The 20,039-nt window shown below is 67.5% G+C and carries 16 protein-coding genes, 1 tRNA gene and 5 pseudogenes; 9 read left to right on the forward strand and 13 right to left on the reverse strand.

Annotated features, from left to right (window positions below):
• Window positions 1-38: 38 nt before the first annotated feature.
• Genes ABZS64_RS04170 through dnaK form a run of 4 tightly spaced genes read right to left on the reverse strand, consistent with a single transcriptional unit; the run spans window position 39 to window position 4,214 of the window.
• Window positions 39-482 (reverse strand): helix-turn-helix transcriptional regulator, encoded by a 444-nt coding sequence (locus tag ABZS64_RS04170; RefSeq protein ID WP_355822901.1) that lies wholly within the window; start codon window positions 480-482, stop codon window positions 39-41.
• Window position 483: 1 nt separating this feature from the next.
• Window positions 484-1,674: a molecular chaperone DnaJ gene (gene dnaJ, locus ABZS64_RS04175; protein ID WP_355822903.1), complete on the reverse strand. Its 1,191-nt coding sequence runs from the start codon at window positions 1,672-1,674 to the stop codon at window positions 484-486.
• Window positions 1,675-1,704: 30 nt separating this feature from the next.
• Complete coding sequence (gene grpE, locus ABZS64_RS04180) at window positions 1,705-2,358, reverse strand: nucleotide exchange factor GrpE (protein WP_355822905.1); 654 nt, start codon at window positions 2,356-2,358, stop codon at window positions 1,705-1,707.
• A complete protein-coding gene (gene dnaK / locus ABZS64_RS04185; protein WP_355822907.1) occupies window positions 2,355-4,214 on the reverse strand; it encodes a molecular chaperone DnaK in 1,860 nt (619 codons plus the stop codon). The genes grpE and dnaK overlap by 4 nt, the downstream gene beginning before the upstream one ends.
• 236 nt (window positions 4,215-4,450) lie before the next feature.
• Between dnaK and ABZS64_RS04190 the strand changes: the two genes are divergently transcribed.
• On the forward strand, window positions 4,451-4,972 hold the full coding sequence (locus tag ABZS64_RS04190) for a sugar transferase (protein WP_355822909.1): 522 nt from the start codon (window positions 4,451-4,453) through the stop codon (window positions 4,970-4,972).
• 129 nt (window positions 4,973-5,101) lie between these two features.
• Window positions 5,102-7,372 (forward strand): (Fe-S)-binding protein, encoded by a 2,271-nt coding sequence (locus ABZS64_RS04195; RefSeq protein WP_355822911.1) that lies wholly within the window; start codon window positions 5,102-5,104, stop codon window positions 7,370-7,372.
• Window positions 7,373-7,477: 105 nt separating this feature from the next.
• Here ABZS64_RS04195 and ABZS64_RS04200 read toward each other — a convergent pair whose 3' ends face one another.
• Window positions 7,478-7,612 carry a hypothetical protein gene (locus ABZS64_RS04200; RefSeq protein ID WP_355822913.1) on the reverse strand — a complete coding sequence of 45 codons (135 nt, stop codon included), beginning with the start codon at window positions 7,610-7,612 and terminating at the stop codon, window positions 7,478-7,480.
• Between the two features lie 344 nt (window positions 7,613-7,956).
• Between ABZS64_RS04200 and ABZS64_RS04205 the strand changes: the two genes are divergently transcribed.
• Together ABZS64_RS04205 and ABZS64_RS04210 are read left to right on the forward strand one after the other, a co-directional pair.
• A complete protein-coding gene (locus ABZS64_RS04205; RefSeq protein WP_355823403.1) occupies window positions 7,957-9,048 on the forward strand; it encodes a VCBS repeat-containing protein in 1,092 nt (363 codons plus the stop codon).
• A gap of 119 nt (window positions 9,049-9,167) precedes the next feature.
• Window positions 9,168-10,064 carry a Yip1 family protein gene (locus ABZS64_RS04210; RefSeq protein ID WP_355822915.1) on the forward strand — a complete coding sequence of 299 codons (897 nt, stop codon included), beginning with the start codon at window positions 9,168-9,170 and terminating at the stop codon, window positions 10,062-10,064.
• Between the two features lie 206 nt (window positions 10,065-10,270).
• Here ABZS64_RS04210 and ABZS64_RS04215 read toward each other — a convergent pair whose 3' ends face one another.
• The 3 genes and pseudogenes from ABZS64_RS04215 to ABZS64_RS04225 form a co-directional block, all read right to left on the reverse strand.
• Complete coding sequence (locus ABZS64_RS04215; RefSeq protein WP_355822917.1) at window positions 10,271-10,627, reverse strand: hypothetical protein; 357 nt, start codon at window positions 10,625-10,627, stop codon at window positions 10,271-10,273.
• A 1,297-nt stretch (window positions 10,628-11,924) separates the two neighbouring features.
• Window positions 11,925-12,068 (reverse strand): annotated as a pseudogene (locus tag ABZS64_RS04220) (SAM-dependent methyltransferase); the annotation flags it as partial.
• Window positions 12,069-12,139: 71 nt separating this feature from the next.
• Window positions 12,140-12,457: a hypothetical protein gene (locus ABZS64_RS04225; RefSeq protein WP_355822919.1), complete on the reverse strand. Its 318-nt coding sequence runs from the start codon at window positions 12,455-12,457 to the stop codon at window positions 12,140-12,142.
• Window positions 12,458-12,978: 521 nt separating this feature from the next.
• Between ABZS64_RS04225 and ABZS64_RS04230 the strand changes: the two genes are divergently transcribed.
• Both ABZS64_RS04230 and ABZS64_RS04235 read left to right on the forward strand, forming a co-directional pair.
• Window positions 12,979-13,218 (forward strand): hypothetical protein, encoded by a 240-nt coding sequence (locus ABZS64_RS04230; protein ID WP_355822921.1) that lies wholly within the window; start codon window positions 12,979-12,981, stop codon window positions 13,216-13,218.
• A gap of 493 nt (window positions 13,219-13,711) precedes the next feature.
• Window positions 13,712-14,014, forward strand: a complete 303-nt coding sequence (locus ABZS64_RS04235; RefSeq protein WP_355822923.1) for a hypothetical protein — start codon at window positions 13,712-13,714, stop codon at window positions 14,012-14,014.
• Here ABZS64_RS04235 and ABZS64_RS04240 read toward each other — a convergent pair.
• Window positions 13,989-14,498 carry a phosphoribosyltransferase gene (locus ABZS64_RS04240; protein ID WP_355822925.1) on the reverse strand — a complete coding sequence of 170 codons (510 nt, stop codon included), beginning with the start codon at window positions 14,496-14,498 and terminating at the stop codon, window positions 13,989-13,991. The two genes, ABZS64_RS04235 and ABZS64_RS04240, sit on opposite strands and share 26 nt — an antisense overlap.
• 3 nt (window positions 14,499-14,501) lie before the next feature.
• Window positions 14,502-15,077, reverse strand: coding sequence for a dCTP deaminase (gene dcd, locus ABZS64_RS04245; RefSeq protein ID WP_355822927.1), 576 nt, complete (start codon window positions 15,075-15,077; stop codon window positions 14,502-14,504).
• Window positions 15,078-15,589: 512 nt separating this feature from the next.
• Between dcd and ABZS64_RS04250 the strand changes: the two genes are divergently transcribed.
• Window positions 15,590-15,663: transfer RNA gene (locus ABZS64_RS04250), tRNA-Gly, on the forward strand.
• Between the two features lie 51 nt (window positions 15,664-15,714).
• Here the strand turns inward: ABZS64_RS04250 and ABZS64_RS04255 are convergent.
• The 3 pseudogenes from ABZS64_RS04255 to ABZS64_RS04265 all read right to left on the reverse strand — a co-directional run.
• Window positions 15,715-16,281 (reverse strand): annotated as a pseudogene (locus tag ABZS64_RS04255) (tyrosine-type recombinase/integrase); the annotation flags it as partial.
• Between the two features lie 79 nt (window positions 16,282-16,360).
• Window positions 16,361-16,994 (reverse strand): annotated as a pseudogene (locus ABZS64_RS04260) (DUF2637 domain-containing protein).
• A 4-nt stretch (window positions 16,995-16,998) separates the two neighbouring features.
• Window positions 16,999-18,012: pseudogene (locus ABZS64_RS04265) on the reverse strand (FtsK/SpoIIIE domain-containing protein); the annotation flags it as partial.
• A 281-nt stretch (window positions 18,013-18,293) separates the two neighbouring features.
• Between ABZS64_RS04265 and ABZS64_RS04270 the strand changes: the two are divergent.
• Window positions 18,294-19,211 (forward strand): annotated as a pseudogene (locus ABZS64_RS04270) (IS110 family transposase); the annotation flags it as partial.
• Window positions 19,212-19,632: 421 nt separating this feature from the next.
• Window positions 19,633-19,935 (forward strand): hypothetical protein, encoded by a 303-nt coding sequence (locus tag ABZS64_RS04275; RefSeq protein ID WP_355822929.1) that lies wholly within the window; start codon window positions 19,633-19,635, stop codon window positions 19,933-19,935.
• The last annotated feature ends 104 nt before the right edge of the window (window positions 19,936-20,039 follow it).

Consider the following 20,039-nt stretch of genomic DNA (forward strand, 5'->3'; position numbering starts at 1 on the left):
TCACGTCGCTCTCCGGCCCCTTCGGTCTTTCACATGTCCTATTCGGAGCGCTTGGGACGCCAGACCACCAGCGCGCTCGCCTGCTGCACATCCTGATACGGCACGAGATCGCGCCGGTAGGAGGCATGCACCTGGGCCTCGCGCTGCTGCATCGCCGCCGCGGCTCCGTCGACCGCGGCCGACAGCTCGGCAACCCTTTGCTGAAGCGCCGCGACCTGGTTCTCCAGTTCGATGATGCGCTTGATTCCGGCCAGGTTGATGCCCTCGTCCTGCGACAACTGCTGGACGGTGCGCAGCAGTTCGATGTCACGGGCGCTGTAGCGCCGGCCCCGGCCCGCGGTGCGGCCGGGGGAGACGAGACCAAGCCGGTCGTACTGCCGCAACGTCTGCGGATGCAGGCCCGAGAGCTGGGCCGCCACCGAAATGACGTACACCGGCGACTCTTCGGTCAGTTCGTAGGGGTTGCGGCGACGACCGTCCATCTCATGCTCCCTTCGCGGCCTGGAACAGCTCGGCCCGCGGGTCCTCGTCCGCGGTGGCTTCGCGGTAGGCCTCCAGCGCTTCCTTCGCCTTGTCGCTGAGCTCCTTGGGGACCGCGACCTCGACGGTGACCAGGAGGTCTCCGCGGGTGCCGTCCTTGCGGACCGCCCCCTTGCCGCGGGCCCGCATCGTACGGCCGTTGGGCGTCCCCGGGGGCACCTTCAGCGTGACCGGCGGACCGCCGAGCGTCGGCACCTTCACCTCGCCGCCGAGGGCCGCCTCCGCGAAGGTGACGGGCACGGAGACCGTGAGGTTGTCGCCCTTGCGTCCGAAGACGGGGTGGGCGTCGACATGCACGACGACGTACAAGTCGCCGGCCGGGCCGCCCCGTTCGCCCGGTGCGCCCTTGCCGCGCAGCCGGATCCGCTGGCCGTCGGAGACGCCCGCCGGGATCCTGACCTGCATGGTGCGCGAGGAGCGGGCACGCCCGCTGCCCTTGCAGACGTCGCAGGGGTCCTGCGCGATCAGCCCGCGGCCCTTGCAGTCCACGCACGGGTCGGTGAGCGAGAAGGAGCCGCTGCCGCCGCGCGAGACCTGGCCGGTGCCGACACAGGTCGGGCACACACGAGGTGTGCCGTTCTTGTCGCCGGTGCCCGAACAGGCCTTGCACGCCGCCGAGCTGGACATCCGCAGCGGGACCGTGGCCCCGTCCACCGCCTCGGTGAAGCTGAGCGTCACCTCGGACTCGATGTCCTGGCCGCGGCGGGGCTGGGTACGCGTACCCGTGCCCGCGCCGCGGTTGAACAGCCCGCCGAACACATCACCGAGACCGCCGCCGAAGCCGCCGGCGCCCCCTTGCGTACCGCCCTGGGCGCCACCGAAGAGGTCGCCCAGGTCGAAGTTGAAGGAGCCGCCGGGGCCGCCCGCCCCACCCGGCCCGGCGCGGAAGCCGCCGTTGCCGAAGAGGGTGCGTGCCTCGTCGTACTCCTTGCGCCGCTTGGGGTCGCCGAGGATGTCATTGGCCTCGGAGATCTCCTTGAAGCGCTCCTCCGCCTTGGCATCGCCCTTGTTGGCGTCCGGGTGGAACTCGCGGGCGAGCTTCCGGTACGCCTTCTTGATCTCGGCTTCGGTTGCGTCCTTCGGGACGCCGAGAACTTTGTAGTAGTCCTTCTCGACGAAGTCCTTCGTGCTCATCGACGTCCCTCCTCTCGGACGATCGTTGCGTCAGCCCTCCTCCGGGCCACCGCTCTCCTCGTCGTTCGCCGTCTCTTCCTTCGAAGCTGCGGGTGCCGCGCCCGGCTGGGGCTCGGCCACCGCGACCCGCGCGGGCCTGATGGTCCGTTCGCCGATGCGATACCCCGGCTGCAGGACCGCGACGCACGTGGTCTCGGTGACATCCGGTGCGTACGAGTGCATCAGAGCCTCGTGGATCGTCGGGTCGAAGGGCTCGCCCTCCTTGCCGAACTGCTGCAGGCCCATCTTGGCTGCGGCCGTCTCGAGAGACTCGGCAACCGACTTGAACCCGCCCACCAGCTCCCCGTGATCACGGGCACGTCCGATGTCGTCGAGCACGGGCAGGAGCTCGGTCAGCAGAGACGCCGTGGCGATCTCCTTGACCGTGATCCGGTCGCGCTCCACACGACGGCGGTAGTTCTGGTACTCGGCCTGGAGCCGCTGGAGGTCCGCGGTGCGCTCGTTGAGCGCCGTACGCACCTGGTCCAGCTGAGCCGTCAGGCCTGCGATCTTTGCTGCTGCGTCCCCTGCTGCGGCCGCCGGGCCCTCCTTCTCGGAGGACTCGGCGGACGCGGCGGCGTCGTCAGAGGTGGCGCCGGAGGGGACGTCGGGCTTCTCGTCGAAGCCCGGGGTCTCCTCCGTCACGCGGCACCACCCTTCGCGTCCTTCTCGTCGTCCACGATCTCGGCGTCGACGACATCGTCCTCGGCCTTGGCCTGCTCGCCGGCCTGGGCGCCTTCGGCACCGGGGGCAGCGGCACCGTCGGGCGTGGCGTTGGCGTACATCGCCTGGCCGAGCTTCTGGCTGACCGCGGCGACCTTCTCGGTTGCCGTACGGATCTCGGCCGTGTCCTCGCCCTTGAGCTTCTCCTTCAGCTCGCCGAGCGCGGTCTCGACCTCGGTCTTGACCTCACCGGGGACCTTGTCCTCGTTGTCCTTGAGGAACTTCTCGGTCTGGTAGACGAGCTGCTCGCCCTGGTTACGGGACTCGGCGGCCTCGCGGCGGCGGTGGTCCTCGTCCGCGTACTGCTCGGCCTCCTGGCGCATCCGGTCGACCTCGTCCTTCGGCAGCGAGGAGCCGCCGGTGACGGTCATCTTCTGCTCCTTGCCCGTGCCCAGGTCCTTCGCGGTCACGTGCATGATGCCGTTGGCGTCGATGTCGAAGGCGACCTCGATCTGCGGGACCCCGCGCGGGGCCGGCGGCAGACCGGTCAGCTCGAACATCCCGAGCTTCTTGTTGTACGCCGCGATCTCGCGCTCGCCCTGGTAGACCTGGATCTGCACGGACGGCTGGTTGTCCTCGGCCGTCGTGAAGATCTCGGACCGCTTGGTCGGGATCGTGGTGTTGCGCTCGATGAGCTTGGTCATGATGCCGCCCTTGGTCTCGATACCGAGGGACAGCGGAGTCACGTCGAGGAGCAGGACGTCCTTGACCTCACCCTTCAGGACACCGGCCTGCAGGGCGGCGCCGATGGCGACGACCTCGTCCGGGTTCACACCCTTGTTGGCGTCCTGACCGCCGGTGAGCTCCTTGACGAGCTCGGCGACGGCGGGCATCCGGGTCGAGCCGCCGACCAGAACCACGTGGTCGATCTCGGACAGCTGGATGCCGGCGTCCTTGATGACGTTGTGGAACGGGGTCTTGCAGCGCTCGAGCAGGTCCGCGGTGAGCTGCTGGAACTGAGCCCGGGTGAGCTTCTCGTCCAGGTGCAGCGGACCCTCTGCGGAGGCCGTGATATACGGGAGGTTGATGTTCGTCTCGGTCGAGGACGACAGCTCGATCTTCGCCTTCTCCGCAGCCTCACGGAGACGCTGGAGAGCCATCTTGTCCTTGGACAGGTCGACGCCATGACCGTTGGCGAACTGCTTCACCAGGTAGTCGACGACGCGCTGGTCCCAGTCGTCACCACCGAGGTGGTTGTCACCGTTGGTGGCCTTCACCTCGACGACGCCGTCGCCGATCTCGAGCAGCGAGACGTCGAACGTGCCGCCACCGAGGTCGAAGACGAGAATGGTCTGGTCGTCCTTGTCGAGGCCGTAGGCCAGGGCGGCCGCAGTCGGCTCGTTGACAATACGCAGGACGTTCAGACCCGCGATCTCGCCGGCCTCCTTGGTGGCCTGGCGCTCGGAGTCGTTGAAGTACGCCGGGACGGTGATCACCGCGTCGGTGACCTTCTCGCCGAGGTAGGACTCCGCGTCGCGCTTCAGCTTCTGCAGGATGAAGGCGCTCATCTGCTGCGGGTTGAAGGTCTTCCCGTCGAGCTCGATCTTCCAGTCGGTGCCCATGTGGCGCTTGACCGACCGGATGGTCCTGTCGACGTTCGTGACTGCCTGACGCTTCGCAACCTCGCCGACCAGCACCTCACCGTTCTTCGCGAAGGCGACGACGGACGGCGTGGTCCTGGCACCCTCGGCGTTGGTGATGACGGTGGGCTCGCCGCCCTCCAGAACGCTGACGACGGAGTTAGTCGTGCCCAGGTCGATGCCGACCGCACGTGCCATTTCAATTCCTCCAGCTGACTTGAGTGGATCTGGCTCAAGGATGCATGACGGAGTCCAGGACGTCAACAGACCTGAGTCTGCCCGACTCAACTTTTATCCCGCACTTATCTTCACCCTGCTCCCGACCTGCGCCGGAAGTCCTCGCACGAGCGCGTGGCGGACCGAGCCCCAACACCCTTCGTCTGCCAGAGTCGTAGGCGCAAAACTGGTCAAGAGAAGCCAAAGGGCGTGCGTCCATGCCTGCGAAGCGAGCCATCGATCTGACGGTCAGCCTGATTCTGCTGCTGCTCCTGTCCCCCCTGCTGCTCGCCCTCAGCGCCGCCGTCGCTTCGACCACCCGCGGCTCGCTCCTGACCCGCCGGGAGCGAGCGGGCCTTCGCGGGGCCAGATTTGCGATGCTGTCGTTCCGTACGACACCGGGCTCACCCGTGGGACAGCTCGTGCGCCGCCACTTCCTGGACAATCTGCCCCAGCTGATCAATGTGGTGCGCGGCGACATGTCGCTCGTGGGCCCGCGGCCGCTGCGGCCCGGGCAAGCTCCCGTCGGCGCGGACCGCGCACGTCTGTGCGTACGCCCCGGAATCACCGGGCTGTGGCAGATCAGCGGCCGCTCCGAGCTCCCCTGGGAGGAAATGGGTGTGCTCGATCTGCATTATGTGGAGCAGCATTGGCTGGGACTGGATCTGTTGATCCTGGTCCGCACCCTGCCGACAGCGGTCGCCGGACGCCGCACGGCCGGTCCGGTCAGGCTTGCCTGAGCGACACAGATCACCGGCTGCGCGGCTACAGTGCGGCGGAATAAGTGGGTACTCTCAGCACGGACTGCATAAGTTACCGCTTAGTAGTCTCTAGAGATTCCCACCCTCGCAGGCCCGAGGAGCCCCGAAATGCAACTCGCCGCGATCATCGTGTCGCTGGTCCTGACCGTGGTCGGCGTTGCGCTCATCGCCCGAGCCGTCGCGCAGATCTACCGGTTCGTGAAGCTCGGTCAGCCGGTCCCGGCAGGCAGCCGCACCGACGACCCGAAGCAGCGCACGATCACCCTGGTCAAGGAGTTCCTCGGCCACACCCGGATGAACCGGTGGGGGATCGTGGGCTTCGCCCACTGGTTCGTCGCGATCGGCTTCCTCACGCTGCCGCCGACGCTGCTCCAGGCGTACGGACAGCTCTTCGAGGCCGACTGGGTGCTGCCCATCATCGGCGGCTGGCTGCCGTTCGAGATGTACATCGAATTCATCGGCATCATGACGGTCGTCGGCATCGTCGTGCTGATGGCGATCCGGCTGCTGAACCTGCCCTCCAGGGCCGGCCGCAAGTCGCGCTTCGCGGGCTCCAAGGCCTGGCAGGCGTACTTCGTCGAGTACGTCATCCTGACGATCGGCCTCGCGATCCTCGCCCTGCGCGGGCTCGAGGGCGCGATCCACCACGTCGGGGGCTACGATGCCTCGTACTTCGTCTCGTACCCCTTGGTCCTGGCCTTCAAGGGACTGAGCGTCTCCACGCTCCAGACGCTGATCTACTTCACCGCGATGATCAAGATCGGCACCTCGCTGATCTGGATGATCACGGTCTCGCTCAACACCAACATGGGTGTCGCGTGGCACCGCTTCCTCGGCTTCCCGAACATCTGGTTCAAGCGGAACGCCGACGGCTCCACCGCGCTGGGCGCCCTGCAGCCGATGACGAGCGGCGGCAAGGAGATCGACTTCGAGGACCCGGGCGAGGACGACGTCTTCGGCGTCTCCCAGGTCGAGCAGTTCTCCTGGAAGGGCATCCTCGACTTCTCCACGTGTACGGAGTGCGGCCGCTGCCAGTCGCAGTGCCCGGCCTGGAACACCGGAAAGCCGCTGTCCCCCAAGCTCCTGATCATGTCGCTGCGCGACCACGCGCACGCCAAGGCCCCGTACCTGCTGGCCGGCGGCGGCAAGACGATGGAGGGCGAGGAGAAGGCGTCCGAGGAGCAGCTGAAGGATGTACCTGCGTCAGCCCTCGCGGAGGCCGAACGCCCGCTGATCGGGACGCTGGAGGAGAACGGCGTCATCGACCCGGACGTGCTGTGGTCCTGCACCACCTGCGGTGCGTGCGTGGAGCAGTGCCCGGTCGACATCGAGCACATCGACCACATCGTCGACATGCGCCGCTACCAGGTGATGATCGAGTCCGCGTTCCCGTCCGAGGCGGGCACGATGCTCAAGAACCTGGAGAAGAAGGGCAACCCCTGGGGCCTTGCCAAGAAGCAGCGCGTCGAGTGGACCAAGGAGGTCGACTTCGAGGTCCCGATCGTCGGCAAGGACATCGAGGACCTGAGTGAGGTCGACTACCTGTACTGGGTCGGCTGCGCGGGCGCCCTGGAGGACCGGGCCAAGAAGACCACTAAGGCCTTCGCGGAGCTGCTGCACATCGCGGGCGTGAAGTTCGCGATCATGGGCGGCGACGAGAAGTGCACGGGTGACTCCGCCCGCCGCCTGGGCAACGAGCCGCTGTTCCAGCAGCTCGGCCAGGAGAACGTGGCCATGCTGAACATGGCGTACGGCGAGGACGACGAGGACGAGTCGACGAAGAAGCCCAAGTCGTCGAAGAAGATCGTCGCGACCTGCCCGCACTGCTTCAACACGATCGCGAACGAATACCCGCAGCTGGGCGGCGAGTTCGAGGTCATCCACCACACGCAGCTGCTCCAGCACCTCATCGACGAGGGCAAGCTGATCCCGGTGACGCCGGTCGAGGGTCTGATCACGTACCACGACCCCTGCTACCTGGGCCGCCACAACAAGGTCTACACGCCGCCGCGCGAGATCATGTCCGCCGTCCCCGGCCTGCGCCAGCAGGAGATGCACCGTCACAAGGAGCGCGGCTTCTGCTGTGGCGCCGGTGGCGCGCGCATGTGGATGGAGGAGCGGATCGGCAAGCGCATCAACACCGAGCGTGTGGACGAGGCGCTTTCGCTGAACCCCGATATCGTCTCGACGGCGTGCCCGTTCTGCCTCGTCATGCTGACGGACTCCGTCAACGGCAAGAAGAACGACGGCAAGGCGAAGGAGAGCCTGCAGGTCGTGGATGTCGCGCAGTTGCTGCTCGACTCGGTGAAGTCGCCTCCGGCCGAGCCCGCAGGTGAGCCGGAGCCGGAAGGTGCGCCGGAGCCAGAACCGGTGAAGTAGCGCGTACGTCTTCGGATACAACGGAAGCGGCCGGATCTGCCTCGGGGGCAGAACCGGCCGCTTCCGTATGTCAGTTGCTCAGTCCGATGCTGTGTCCGGTGCGTGTCAGTTGCCGCGGCGGTGCAGCATCGCGAAGCCAACGCCCGCGGCACCGGCCGCGGCCATGCCGCCGCCCGCCGGGAGGGCCAGGGCCGCGATGGCTCCGGTGGCGATGGCGGCGGTGCGTCGGGTGGCGCGCATGGAGTGCTCTCCCTGGTGAGCCGATGGCTGATCTGTCGTGTCTGTAGCACTTTGCTGCGGCGACATCCACGAAGCTACGGGTGCACTGTTTGCGTCACCCGTCGGGAATGTAACGACGCCCGGCAGAGCAGAGCGTAGACATGCATCCCCCCGTCTTCAACCAATTCGCAGCATTCCGTACCCGCATGGCTACTCATGGCTCTGCTCACCGGATAACCATTGGCCAGCGATCACGCCGTATCCATTGCCCTGCCGCGAGGGCCGAACGGCATCATGGGGCGGCTGAGTGCGCACGGTGCGGATGAGTACGAGCGAGACGGACGAGGTGGGTCGTGCGGACAGGAATGGCGGCAGCGGCGACGATGAGCGCGGCCTGCGCCTGCGCGGTGCTGCTGGCGGGCTGCACGAGCACCCCCGAGCCTGACAGGCCCGCCGCCGCCAAGAACGGCGACACCGCCCCGCTGTCCGGCCGGGCCACCGCCCTGCCCGTCCCTCGCGGCAAGGGCAGCCGCGTCCCCGCCGATTTCAACGGCGACGGCCACCGCGATCTCGTACTGAACGACCTGGTGAAGGCCCCGGGCGACAGCCACGGCGACGACGCGGGCATCGGTGTCGTCTACGGAGCGGCCGGCAGACGCGCCCTCGACCCGGCCGTACGCCGCCTCCTCACCCCGCGCGCCAACGCCGCACCGGTCGGGGGCGCCCTCCCCGCCGCCTTCGACGCCGAGGCCGCCTGCGACCTCGACAAGGACGGTTTCTCCGACCTGATCGTGGCCACCGACCCGCCGTACAACGGCATCGGCCGCCCACCCGTACCGCTCCAGCTCCTCTTCGGCTCCCCGGCCGGTCTCGCGGGCAAGGCGGTCGTCCTGCGCATCCCCGAGCAGGCCCGTTACGGAAACGAATGGCCCGACCACCCCGTCTGCGGCGACTTCGACGGCGACGGCTCCACCGACCTCGCGGTCACCGCCTCCGCGGGCCGGGTGAGCTTCCTGCGCGGCCCCTTCACCCGCACCGGCGCCCCGCGCGCCGCCACGGCCCCGGTCCAGGGCGGCGGCCCGGCCCTGTCCGCGCCCTCCCCCAAGCCCGACGCCAATGGCGACGGCTACGACGACCTGGTGGTCTCCGCCCGCGCCCCCGAGCCGGGCTCGGCGGCCAAGGGCAAACTGCTGCTCGGCGGCCCGGACGGCCCTGCCCGCGCGGGCGGCCGGTATGCCTTCACCGCCGTATCCATCCCGCCGGCCCCCGCTCTCCCGGCGGGTGAGACGAGCCCGGTGACCGAGGTTCTCCAGTACGCGGACTTCGACGGCGACAAGCGCGCCGACCTGGTGACTCGTACGCACAGGGGCGAGCGGGCGGACGTGGTGGCGCTGTACCCGGCATCGGCGCGGACGACGGCGCTGATCACCTTCAGCACATCGGTCTTCCTGCACTGAATCGGCCGCCGGAGCCACCCCCTGACGCCCCCTAGGGGATGTCACAGGTCGGCAGCAAAGGCCTGTGCGTTCCCCGAGCGCGGGCACCTCACTCTCCGGGACCAGGTACGTTCGATTACGTGGCTGGATTCAGGATCGGACGCGGCCGGGACAACCGCACGTCGCAGCAGCAGCAACCGCAGCAGGCACCGCCGCCGCCCTACCGGGGCGGGGGCGGCCGTGCGGCGCCGCCGTATGCGCAGCAGCAACAGCCGCCGCAGTGGCCCCAGGCGGGCGGCGGCTACCACCAACAGCAGCAGCCCCAGGGCCCGTACGGCGAACCGGAGTACTTCGGCGACCCGTACCAGCAGCAGCCCCAGCACGGTGACCCGTATGCCAACAACCCTGGCCACACCCAGGCGTTCAGCATCAACGAGGACCCGTACGGCGACGGCGCGACCTACCACGCGGGCACTGCCCCGGCGGCACCGGCCGGCCCGCGCCTGCACTGGAAGCAGCTGCTGGGCGGCATCGTGCTGCGCCCGGGCCCGACGTTCTGGCAGATGCGCGACCACGCCGTGTGGGGCCCGGCGCTGATCGTCACGTTCCTCTACGGCCTGCTCGCGCTCTTCGGCTTCGACAAGGCCCGCGAGGAGACCATCAACGCGACGATCTCCACGGCCATTCCGTACGTACTGACGACGGCGGTGGCATTCGTCATCGGCGGCCTGATCCTGGGCGTGGTGACCCACACCCTGGCCCGCCAGCTCGGCGGCGACGGCGCCTGGCAGCCGACGGTCGGCCTCTCCATGCTGATCATGTCCATCACGGACGCCCCGCGCCTGGTCTTCGCCCTCTTCCTGGGCGGGGAGAACTCCCTGGTCCAGGTGCTGGGCTGGGCGACGTGGCTGGCGGCGGGCGCGCTGTTCACGTCGATGGTGAGCAAGTCGCACGACCTGCCGTGGCCGAAGGCGCTGGGGGCGTCGGCGATCCAGCTGATCGCGCTGCTGTCGATCATCAAGCTGGGCACGATCTAGCGGGTACGCAGACATGGGAGGGCCCCGCCGGGAACCGGCGGGGCCCTCCCATGTCTGTTGGTCGTCGACCGGGTCAGGTCCGGTCAGGCGTCGAGAATCTGCCCGCTGCGCTGCACGACGGGCTTCTCAACGCTCCAGGGGTCCTTTACCAAATGACGGTAGTGGGCTCAGCATCCGTCATCGAGTTGCCGGTGCTGCGTTGGGCCCTACTCTGCGTCGGGTGACTGAGGGGGTTCCGGCGCTGCTGCCTCACCGCGGCCAACGGTCATCGACCAGCGCACCGCTGACGGAGCTTGGACGGAAACGGTGCCCTTGTTCTCCACACCCTTGACGCCGACCTGGTTGTAAGTGGTCGTCACTTCGCCGTCGACGCATTCCAGGGGGAAACCGACGTTCACTGGTTTCACGGTGACCTTGATCGTCCCCTTGCCTTGGCATCGCACCGCGACGATCAGAGCATCCCCCTGCTTTCCCTTGTCGAACTCAAGGCTGCGACTGCCTTGTGTCTCGGCCTGGCTGGCAGCGAGGGTCTCGGTTTTGTCCAGCTCAGGAGGTTGCGCCACGGAGGGCTGTGCGGAGCTGGCGGAGGCGGTGGATGCCGGCTCGGTGGGCTTGGGCGACTGAGGAGCTTTGCCCGCACCAGAACTGTCGGGCGAGCAGGCAAGGGCAAGAGGGAGCACGACTGCTGACAGAAGACTCAGCCTGGCGACGGGGCGGCGTGGCACTACTTGGTCTCCCAGATGGCCCAGCCGATACGGCGGGGCGTGTAGAGGGTCGCGGTCTCCTTGGCTCCCTTGGTGCAGTTAGCGTAGACGTACTGGTTGTAGCCCGCAGTCTTCAACCGGTAGACCCCGTACCGGGCGTGAGTAGTGTACTTGGACGGGGTGTCAACCGTGATTTTGTTGGGGGTGGGGCGGTCGACTCCACGGCTTTACCCACACTCCCCGATTCGGGTCCCGCGTCGAGCAAGACCAGGGGGCCACTCGGACACATTGCGGGCAGGGGTGAAGCCTGCCCGAGTAGCCGGCAAGCGTACGGCCCCCTGATCATGCCCGACCCCACACCGGGCAGGACACCGGCCAAGACCTTTCGAGGTCCGTGCTCATTGACCCTTCCTGGCCAATTGCCGTCAGGCGGGTGCATAGGGCCTGCTTGGTTTGGAGCAAGTTGTGCCGAAGAAGAAGAAGCCGACGACTGCGCAGCAGAAGGCCCGAGCTCTCGCCCGGTCGAATCCGGACCTCCCGTACTGCGTCGCTCTCAGGCAGGTCACTGCATCGCAGAGCCCAGGTTCAGCTTCCAGCAGGAGTGCGGCAAACCTGACCTTCACCGCAAGTCCTCAGCGGATGCTCGCCGAGGCCATGCGGCCGAAGCTGGACTTCCAGAAGGCTCTCGCGGAAGCCATGCGGCCGAAGCTGGACTTCCAGGCCCTTTCTGGGGTCAGGGTCGCTGAGGCCACGTCCCGTGCCGCATTCGCGCCAGATCGAGCGAGGGCTCACGGGGATCAGGGGTGACGGACAGTGTGCACGGTGTGAGCCAGCACTGACCGTCGCCCAACCTCGCTCCCATAGCGGTGCTCGGCGCCGCTGATGTACAGCAGCGGAGTACAGCAACCACCGTGACCAGAGACGGCTCCCGCCGGCCGCAGGCAGTCGCCCGAACAGCCGAGCAGACCCTCAGCGACCGCCCTGCCGATAGTTCGCATCGAGAGGATCAGTCCGTGCCACAACCGCGCCAGATCGGGCGGGGAGTCACGGGGAACTCCGGTGGCTGGCAGGGAAAGCAGCCCGCATCCGCCGAAGCCGTCATGCCGCAGGTCACGACCCAACTCGCCCCACCTCGCTCCTAAAGCCGGTGTCGCGCACCCGTCCCGCAGCCGATGTCCAGCACCTGACGCGCGTTGAACTCCTGCACGACACCAATGTGCGGATCCAGATCGCTGCGGTCGGAATCGAGCGGATCGTAGATCTCGGCCAGCCGCGGGTGACCGAAGATCTCGCCAGTCATACGGCCGAAGGTATACGGAGGACGCGTAAGGGGTGCCCTCCCCACCAGCGGAAGGGCACCCCCAAGGACGGTCAGCGGTGGTCGTAGCGGTCGTGGCCCCAGCGGTCGTCGCGGTCGTGGCCCCAGCGGTCGTCGCGGTCGCCGCGCCCGTGGTGGTGACCGTGGTCGTGACCGCGGTCGTGACCGCGGTCGTGGTCGTGACCGCGGTCGTGGTCGTGACCGCGGTCGTGGTCGTGACCGCGGTCGTGGTCGTGACCGCGGTCGTGACCGCGGTCGTGCTTGGCATGAGATACCACCGAAGGCGCGGTGGCGGCACTGGCGCCAGTGGCGCCGCCCAGCAGGACGGCGGCCGCAACGCCCAGCGCGGCGGCAAAACGGGAAACCCGCATTCCGTGCTCCTTTCACGGCAGGTGCCTGATGCGCCTGCCTGGGTCGGACACATCGATGTTCGCATCCGAAATACGCCGCTAAGTCTGAATCGCCACCAAAGGCACCTCATGTAACGAAAAATCGTTGGGCCGGGAACCGGCGCCCGGCGTGTCGGCGTCACGCGCGGACGCGTACGGGTGGCTTCCCTCGTCCACCAGGGTGAACTTGCACCTCACGATCCCGCCGAGCTCGCACTCCCCTGGCACCCGCATCTCCGCGAGTACCTCCACCAGCAGCAGCCCCCGCCCCGACTCCTCCCGCAGCCCCGGTCCAGCACAAGCGGGTAGGCATCAGCGCCCGTGGACTATCCGTGGACAGACGGCTGTCGAGTACGCAGAAGCGGCCCTGTGACCAGCAGCGACACCACAGGCCCAATGGGCCTCCGGAGCCGTGCGCAGAAGACGGCCCCAGACTGGGGGCATCGGAATCCAGAACAGCAATCTGCTGGCCAGAACGCCTCGCGCCCTCCACGATGGCTTGCATGGACCGGTTGCAGGACAGTGCCTGGCAGTACGTGGCAGAGGTACTCCACTCCGAGGATCTTCCGATGCTCGCTGCGCACGCGCTCGTTGATGGTCACGACTCTCCTGCCCTGCGTGAGCTGGCTGGCCTGCCGCGCCGGAGTGATGCGACTGAGGTCCGCGAGCTGTACGTCCAGGCCCTGGGTGACTCGACGTGCCTCTTCCTGACGAGGAGACGGCCGGCCGACGTCTCCTCGTGAGCCTCGCGTTCGGTCTCGTGCAAGGTGGGCTCAGTCCCAAGGAAGTGGCCGACCGGCTCTCGATGACGGTCGCGGCTCACACTCAGGAGGAGACGCAGTTCCTCTCCATCGCAGCGGAGTACAGCGAATGGATCGGACCGGACGATCTCCCGGCATGGGAACACGGTCTACGAGCCGCAGCCCAGTTGTTGGCAGCTTCTACCGACCTTGGTCCCGGCATTCGCGTACCAGTTTTGCGACACTACTGACCCTCTGGCCTCGGCGCGCTCTCGTGCCAGATCCGTGCCAGAACGAGCGGTCAATCACGGACACTCGGAGCCCGTAGCGGGGCGAACGCCCGTCGGCAGCCTCGACATCGTGGCACGCACGACGACCAGCGAGGACGTATCTACGCGTGGCGCCAGGCTTACAAAGCAGTGGTCCACAGTCGGGGGGCAGGCGGGACAGGGTGGCCAGCTCTTTCTAGGGTGCACTGACGAAAAACATACTTTCGGTGCAGAACGCAGGCGAGAATCTCGTCAGCCTCTTCATCGAGCCGTACGGCGAAGACTACTGGTTGCAGCCTGGGGAAGGCTTCACCGTCGCACCCGCTGCCGACGGAGTCGATGTCCAGTTCTCCGTCGTCGTCGCGGCTGACCACATCACCGTTTGGCTATATGAGGACGGTGATCCCTGCAAGGTGATCCTCGACGATGAGGTGGTTGACGAAGGTGGCACGGCGCTGGAGTGCGGGCACCAACGGCCGACCGACTCCAGAGGAGAGCCGCAGGTCAGAGGGCTTCCCTCGACGGAGTGATCGGCTCGCCAGACTTACGTACTACAGGCAAGACACTCCAGGGGAAGTTGATCCACTCGTCGGTGCGCTTCCAGACGTACTCGCACTTCACGAGGGAGTGCGACTTCTCGTAGATGACGGCACTGCGCACCTCGGCCACGTGGTCGACGCAGAAGTCGTGCACGAGCTTGAGCGTCTTGCCTGTGTCGGCGACGTCGTCGGCGATGAGGACTTTCTTGTCCGAGAAGTCGATGGCGTTGGGCACCGGCGCGAGCATGACCGGCATCTCGAGCGTGGTCCCGACTCCCGTATAGAACTCCACGTTCACCAGGTGGATGTTCTTGCAGTCGAGGGCGTACGCGAGACCGCCGGCGACGAAGACCCCTCCGCGCGCGATGGAGAGCACGATGTCCGGCTCGTACCCGTCGTCGGCGATGGTCTGTGCGAGCTGGCGGATCGCACCGCCGAACTTCTCGTACGTCAGGTTCTCTCGTACATCAGTCACGGCTCACACCTGCGACCGGTGGAAGTTCTGATACGACCGAGACGCGGTCGGTCCCCGCTGCCCCTGGTAGCGCGACCCGTAGCGCTCGCTCCCGTACGGGAATTCGGCCGGCGTGCTCAGCCGGAACATGCACAGCTGGCCGATCTTCATCCCCGGCCACAGCTTGATCGGCAGCGTCGCGAGATTGGAGAGCTCGAGCGTGACGTGCCCGGAGAACCCGGGGTCGATGAAGCCGGCGGTCGAGTGCGTGACCAGACCGAGGCGCCCGAGAGAGCTCTTCCCCTCCAGCCGCGAGGCGAGGTCGTCCGGCAGCGAGATGACCTCGTACGTCGAGGCGAGCACGAACTCCCCGGGGTGCAGGATGAACGGCTCATCGCCCTCCGGCTCGACCAGCCTCGTCAGATCGGCCTGCTCGACGGCGGGGTCGATGTGCGGATAGCGGTGGTTCTCGAACACCCGGAAGTAGCGGTCGAGCCGCACATCGATGCTCGAGGGCTGCACCATGGATTCGTCGTACGGGTCGATGCGGACCCGCCCGGCGTCGATCTCGGCCCGGATGTCCTTGTCTGAGAGAAGCACGCCCTGAGGATACGCAGAGCGCACGGGCCCACCCCAATCGGACAGCCCCGCGCGCTCCTCTCCGTGCCCTCTCCCCTACATTCCGCCGTCTTCGGCTACTGCTTGGCCGGCTCCACGGGCACGGCATTCCGAAGCCGCGCACAACGCGGACACCGGATGAGCCGCCCTGGCCCGATCCGATCGGCGCCGAGCTGCTGCATCGGGAACGAAGCGGTACTGAAGACGTGCCCTTCGGCACAGCGGACGACGGTGCGCTCCATCAAGTCCATCGGGTCCCTTCCCCAACGAAATGCGGACGAACGACCACATTAGGGGATGAACAGGACGGGCCGCGCGCGGCACTCCGCCTTTCAACATTACGCCTCAACTCCCGCGCCCCGCAGCCGCATCCGGCCTTGGAGCGGGCCCGGAATCAGGGCCCCGGACAGCGCAAAGGCCCCGCGGCGAAATACACCGGGGGCCAGCGATGGGGTACAGTGTGCGACGATGCGGTGCCGATCACAGGCCGCTGCGCGGGTGTAGTTTAATGGTAGAACATGAGCTTCCCAAGCTCAGAGCGCGGGTTCGATTCCCGTCACCCGCTCCACGCAAAAGCCCCAGGCCAAGAGCCCGGGGCTTCTTTGTTGTCTAGACCGGATCAGGCGTCTCGTGCCCGTTCCGTGCCCGATGACTGATCGCCGGGCACGCTGGCAGCTTTCTCGCGCTCAGCACGGACACGGGTGTCGATCCCGCTGGCAACCTCGCGCTGCCGCTCCAAGTTCGAGTGCTGATAGATCAGCGCGGCCCGCTCGGAGGACTGCCCGGCGCGGACCATCGTGTCCTTGAGGGTGGCACCCGACTGCGTCGAGAGCGTGTGTCCGGTGTGACGGAGGTCGTAGAAGCGAAAGTGCCCCGGCAGCCCGACCTTGGCCCGAGCCTTCCGCCACTTCCGCCCGAACGTAGAGCGTCGGAACGGCTTGCCTCGCTCCCCCACGAACAGCAGTCCGTCCGGCTTCTTCTCCGCGTACCAGGCGAGATGGCGCTTGAGGTCCTTCTCCAGAAAGGCCGGCAGGACGAGGAACCGCTTGCCCGCATCGGACTTCGTGTCACCCGGCGCCCGCCGACCGGTGGTGAGTTCGGGCTCAGCCGTCCGCACCCAGATGCCCACGTTCTCCAGGTCGACGTCATGGCGGCGCATCGCGGCCTGTTCCTCCGGCCGTGGCGGTCGTGGTGGGTGCCGATCTGGATGGGGCCGATCCGGTCGACGTCCCAGAAGCGATTGCGGGGCATGGGGTCACCTCCTCTCAGGCGAGTTGGGCGGCGATGGCGTCGGCCATCGGAGCGGGCACGCCGAGCCGGGCGCGCAGGGTGTCGGCGTCGATGTGTCGGCCGGTCGCCGCGCGGTGCGAGTCGGCGAGCTTCCGCGCGTGGGTGACCATGGCGGGCGGTACGCCCGGTGCTGCAGGCAGTGCCGGGGCCGAGACGCTCGGGCTCAGCGAGTTGCTCGCGTGCGACTTCGGGTTCGGTGTCGACGGGTTCGAGCGGCGCAGGTTCCGGATGCTTGGGCCCGGGAGAGTGCACGAGGAGCGTGCCGCCGAGGAACGCGAGTGCCGGCCACCCGGCGACGAGGATGCGCAGCCAGTCGGGCACATCGTTCAGGTCGAGCAGCCCGGCCGTAGCGACGTTCGCCCCGAGTGAGGCAGCGAGCGCCACCGCGAACCAGGACCATGCGCCGCATCGCGGTGCGCCGGAGTCCCGCAGGGTCCGGAGCCGACGCCAGGCGGCGACGAGCAGCAGATCCACGGAGACCGGGTAGGCCTACGCCTTCCACCCGCTCTGCCCGGCGGCCTCGGCCAGGTCGTGAAGGTGGGAGAAGGACAGCGCACCCGCGATGACGGCTTGTACGAGTACGGCGTCCAGTCGGAGCGATGTCCGCATGGCGTCAGTCCTTGTCCGAGGCCAAGGCGAAGGCCTTGGAGGGCGCGGAGGGGCGGAAGGGTTCGAGGCCGGGAATCGAGGGGGTCAGCTCGGCGTACTCGACGCAGACGGCGACCGCATCGGCCAGGCCCGTGAAGGGGCTGCGGACGAGGGACCAGCCGCCGGAAGAGTCACCGGCCACCGCGACACCACGTTGGTCAGGCCCGATGGTGGTCGCAGTGAGGACCGCGACGGGGCTGATGTCCCCGAGCGCCATCTTTGCCGTGGCCTCGTCGTTCACTCGGTGCGAGATCCGGCCGGTGAGCTGGGCACGCAACGCGGTTGCTCCCTTGCCCAGTTCAGCTCCGAAGCGCTGGCCGCACACCTCCAGGTAGATGCCAGCGGCTCGGCCGAGCTGGGCGAGCCGTACGAGCTGCGTGACCATCTGGTCCCGACGCTTCTCGTCGGCGGCGCTCGCGGTGAGGAACAGCTCCGCCACCTCGTCGATGAAGACGATGACCGGCACCGGCCTCATGTCCTCGGGCAAGCCCCAGACGTCCGAGGAGATCGAATCCGGCGACGAGCCGGACGCGAGCCGTTGCACGGTCCTGATCAGCTCGTACCGCTCGGTCATCTCGGTGACCAGGGCGTCCAGCAGGTCCGCGGCTTCCCCGGGCGTGCAGGCCAGTGCCGACAACCTCGGTGAGAACGGGGCCAGTTCCACGCCCCACTTGCAGTCAATGCCGACCAGGGCGACCGACTGCGGAGCGAGCCCTGCCAGCAGGCCGCGCAGGTAGACCGACTTCCCCGACTCTGTCGCGCCCATCACGAGCTCATGGGCGATGGTCCGGAAGTCCCGCGTATGAACGGCACCGTCGGAGCGGAGCGCCACAGGGACGCTGAGCAGCTTCGGCGTTGCTGCGCGAGGCATGACGACCCGGCGCAGCACGTCGTAGCCGATGACCCGGACCTGGAGCCACCCGGGAGTCAGCGCGGTGACGTGCACGGCGTACGCCCGCCAGGAGTGCCGCAGGCGCTGGCAGGCGAGGAGCCAGCCCGATTCGCGGCCAGCGTACGGGCCCCGATCTCTCGCCCCATGGCAGCTCCCGCCCAAAGCCGCTCCGTAAGTTGTTTGGCGGTCCGGAAGAGTGGGGTGTGACTCTAAAGTCGCTTGCCCCCGGTGGCTCCGGTGGAGTGGCCGCCCCGCTCTTCGGGACGCCTGGCCGCTGATTGAGATGTGCGCATTGGTCGCTGTTTACGGAGCTGACGGCGGGTGTTCCTCGGGCCGAACGGCATGCAGCCTGAACCGAGGAGACGCACATGGCCGAGCAGCTGACCCACCTCTGGGTCGGGATCGACGCAGGTAAGGCCCATCACTGGCTCGCCGCGGTCGATGAAGCCGGGGCAACGATCTGGAGCAAGAAGGTTCCCAACGACGAGAGCGCGATTCTGACCGCCCTCGGTGAGATTCTCACCCTTTCCGACAAGGTGCACTGGGCCGTTGACATCGCCGGCACCGCGTCCGCGCTGTTGCTGGCCTTACTCGCCGCCCACGGTCAACAGGCCGTCTACGTTCCCGGCCGGACGGTCAACCGGATGTCCGGCTCCTACCGCGGTGAAGCCAAGACCGATGCCCGTGACGCCTACGTGATCGCAGACACCGCCCGCATGCGGCGGGACTTCCCCTCCATCGACGTCCCAGCCCAGCTGGCAGCCGATCTGTCGCTGATGACCGCCCACCGCACCGACCTGATCGCCGACCGCGTCCGCATGCTCAACCGGCTCCGCGACACGCTCACCGGCATCTTTCCCGCGCTGGAACGCGCCTTCGAATACGCCGACCACGAAGGTGCGCTCATCCTGCTCACCCGCCACCAGGCCCCGGCAGCCATACGCCGCCACGGCCAAGCCCGCCTCACCGCCTGGCTCAAGGCACAGAACGTCCGCAACCCTGAAGCGGTCGCCGCCACCGCCCTCCAAGCCGCCAGGACTCAGCACGTCACGCTGCCAGGCCAAGATGTCGCCGCCGGCATCGTCGCGGACATCGCCACACAGATCCTCGCCCTGGACGACCGGCTCAAGCACATCGACCAGCAGATCCGGCGAACCTTCCGCACCCACCCCCAGGCCCACATCATCGAGTCCCTGCCGGGCGTGGGCCCCATCCTGGGAGCCGAGTTCATCGTCGCCGCGGGCGACCTGGCCGCCTATCCCGACGCCGGCCACCTCGCCTCCGCCGCGGACGAGCTCAAATCAGCAGCGGCACAGTACGGCGGCGTCGCAGCCTTCGACTACCCATGGCGAGCCGACTATCCGGGATGACGAAGTGGTCGAGGCGACCACCTCAGCTACGTGCCCGAAGCGCGCCCGGTCAGTCGGGGACCCGGCGGGCAGGCGCTCGAAGGCCCTTGACTCGGCCATTGAGACTCCACCGACCGCGTGGGCCCGTGCCACTCTCGTGCCAGAAGGGACGGGGATTCACGGGAATCGAGGTGCAGGGAGGGCACACAGCGAGACTGTGGCCAAGGCAGGAAACACCCAGGTCACACCACTGATCGCCCGACCCCGCTTGGCATGCGAGCGGTATTTGGGCGACGTAGCATGAGGTTGGGCGCTGGGTCAGTTACTTACTGCTCGAGCAGGAAGGCAGGGTCAATCCATGTACATGATGCGCGAGGTCTACCAAGCTGAACGCGGGAAGGCGCCGGAGATCGTGGCGGCGTTCAAGACCCTCACCAAGGTGTTTGAAGAAGCCGGGTACACGAACCGGCGAATCTACGTCGATTACGCCGGCCCCATGGATACGGTCGTCTGCCAATGGGAATTCGATAGCCTCGACCAGTACTTCACCATAGAGCGAGCGTTCTTCGTGAATCCAGACGAGAACACGCAGTCACTGATCGACACGTTTAACAGTAACGCGGCATCCGGCTACAAGGAGATCTACGAGGTCATCCAGTAGCGGATCACCTGGGCGACAGAAGGCACCGTCATCCGGCTGCCACACCGTCGACTATCCGTGGACAGGGAAGCCCTCAGCGCTACGGCATGAGGCCATGACCTGTA

The sequence above is a fragment of the Streptomyces sp. NPDC005408 genome (genome assembly GCF_040606445.1).
Classification (GTDB): Bacteria; Actinomycetota; Actinomycetes; order Streptomycetales; family Streptomycetaceae; genus Streptomyces.